The sequence below is a fragment of the Sphingomonas sp. LH128 genome, assembly GCF_000293195.2.
GTDB classification, from domain to species: domain Bacteria; phylum Pseudomonadota; class Alphaproteobacteria; order Sphingomonadales; family Sphingomonadaceae; genus Novosphingobium; species Novosphingobium resinovorum_A.
Window position 1 is genome coordinate 1 of the sequence record NZ_ALVC01000418.1, and the last position, 2,514, is coordinate 2,514.

The 2,514-nt window shown below is 67.1% G+C and carries 2 protein-coding genes; one reads left to right on the forward strand and one right to left on the reverse strand.

Annotated features, from left to right (window positions below; genetic code table 11):
• A partial coding sequence (locus LH128_RS26940; protein WP_037521589.1) for an AMP-binding protein occupies nucleotides 1-1,414 on the reverse strand: 1,414 nt, incomplete at its 3' end.
• Nucleotides 1,415-1,524: 110 nt separating this feature from the next.
• Here LH128_RS26940 and LH128_RS26945 point away from each other — a divergent pair.
• A partial coding sequence (locus tag LH128_RS26945) for an aromatic ring-hydroxylating oxygenase subunit alpha (protein ID WP_037521592.1) occupies nucleotides 1,525-2,514 on the forward strand: 990 nt, incomplete at its 3' end.

Here is a 2,514-nt window from a genome sequence, read left to right on the forward strand (position 1 = left end):
CGTGCGGCATGGCGACGACGGCCGCCTCGCGCACGGCGGGGTGGGCGTGCAGGACGTCCTCGATCTCCTTGGCAGAGATGTTCTCGCCGCCGCGGATGATGAGGTCCTTCTTGCGGCCGGTGATGGTGATCGCGCCATCTTCGCTCCGCACGCCGAGGTCGCCGGTGCGGAAGAAGCCGTCCGTGGTGATCGCCTCGCGGGTCTGCGCCTCGTCGGCATAGCCCAGCATCATGCCGGGGCCGCGCGCGAGGATTTCGCCTTCCCGGCCGTCGGACAGGTCGCGGTCCTCGTGATCGACGATGCGCACCTCGTAATCGACAATGGCGCCGTCGGTCGTCGCGGCCAGCGCCTCGACGTTGGGCCAGCCGAACGTCACCAGCGGCACTTCGGAGGCGCCGAAGACGCGGAAGGCGCGGCAGTGGTCGAACGCGGCATTGGCGGCGGGGATCAAGTCCGCCGGAACCGCCGCGCCGCCGCAGGCGAAGAAGCGGAAGCTGGGCAGACGATTGCCGCGCGCGCGGGCGGCGGCCGCCAGCTCGACGAGGAACGGCGTGGCGGCGACGGTGCCGACCGCCTGGTGCCGGTCGATCAGGGCGAGTGCCTGCTCCGCGTTCCAGCTTTCCATCAGCACCGTGCGGATTCCGCAGATGAACGGCGCCTCCAGCCCGTTGGCATAGCCCGAGACATGCGTGACGGGGGAGGGCATCAGCGTCGCCTCGCCTTCGGTCAGGCCCCAGTAGTGCCCGCTCTCGCGCAGGATGCGGGCGATCGAGACGTGGCTGTGCAGCACGCCCTTCGGCCGTCCCGTGGTGCCCGAGGTGTAGAGCACCATCTTCACGCCCAGCGGATCGACTTTTGGCCGCGCGAAGGAGAGGGCGCGCCCTTCCTCGATCAGCGCTGCGTAATCGTCCGAACCTTCGCCGCGCACGGTGAAGACATGAGCCAGGTCCGGCAGCACGCCTGCGAGTCGCCGCGCCATCGCCGCATAGTCGAACTTGCGGAACGAAGAGGCGACGAAGAACGCCCGCGCGCCGCAGTCCGCCAGCATCAACGAGACTTCATGGTCGCGGTAGATCGGCACGATCGGGTTGACGACGAGGCCCGACATCGCGGCGGCCAGGTTGATCACCATCGCCTCGCGCCAGTTGGGCACCTGGAAGGCGATGACGTCTCCCGGCCGCAGGCCGCGCGCATGCATCGCGGCGCTCAACGCCTCGGCATCGGCTACGGCCTGCGCGCGGGTGACGGTCACGTCGCCTTCGATCAGGCACACGAAGCCGGGGTCGGCCTCGGCCAGCGCGCTCGCCTGCTCGGCGATCGTGCGTTCGTCCCACAAGTCCGTTCCGGCGTAAGCAGCCAGATGCGGCGGTGGGGTTTCAAGCCATGCCCACGGGGGGCTCTTCCTCTCCATCATGATCCCCTGAGTGCCGCACTGTGCGCCCCCCTGTCGCCTATCACCTTGCGCAGCTTGTGGCGACCGGGCGGCTCGCGCAGGATCGGCGCATAAATTACCGGGAGAAGACCGTGGAACGCGTAAAGCGCATTGGTGACGTGGCCGAGATCATGCTCGACTACGTGGCGAACAAGAAGACCTTCCAGACCGCGCGGCCGCTGCGCGTGCCTACCGGCAGCTATACCGACAAGGACCAGTTCAAGGCCGAACTGGAGCTGGTCTTCAAGCGCGTGCCGCTGATGCTGGCCTTCACCGCCGAACTGCCGAATCCCGGCGACTACAAGGCGATGGACGCGGTCGGCTCGCCGGTGCTCATCAACCGCGACAAGCAGGGCAAGGTCCGCGCCTTCCTCAACGTCTGCTCGCATCGCGGCGCCCCGGTCGCACCGGACGGCAAGGGCAACTGCTCGCGCTTCACCTGCAAGTACCACTCGTGGACTTACGGGGCCGACGGCAAGCTGATCGGCATTTCGGAGCCGGGCACCTTCGGCGAGGTGGACAAGGGCGCGATGGGCCTGCGCGAACTGCCGTGCGAGGAACGCGGCGGCATGATCTTCGTGTGCCTGACGCCCAACGCGCCGATGGACCTCGACCATTATTTCAAGGACTTCCTCGAGGATTTCGACGCGCTCGACTTCGCGAACTGGACGTATCTCGGCAATCGCACGATCCACGGGGCGAACTGGAAGATCGCCTTCGACGGCTATCTGGAGGGTTACCACTTCAAGTCGCTGCACCCCGAGACGATTTTCCCGCGTACGCCGTCGAACTGCGCGCATTACGAGGGCTTCGGGCCGAACATCCGCATCGGCTTCCCGCAGCATTCGATCGCCGAGCAGCTCAAGGACGTGCCGCGCGAGGAATGGGGCAACCGCGAGAACTACGGCTACGATTTCGTGCGTATTTTCTTCCCCAACGTCTCGATCTTCATCGCGCCGGAGATCACGCAAGTCGCGCAGCTGTTCCCCGGACCGACGCCGGCCGAGAACCGCACGGTGCTGAACTACCTGCGTCGCAATCCGGTCAAGGACGAGGCAGACCGCGAGGCGGTGGAAGCGGCG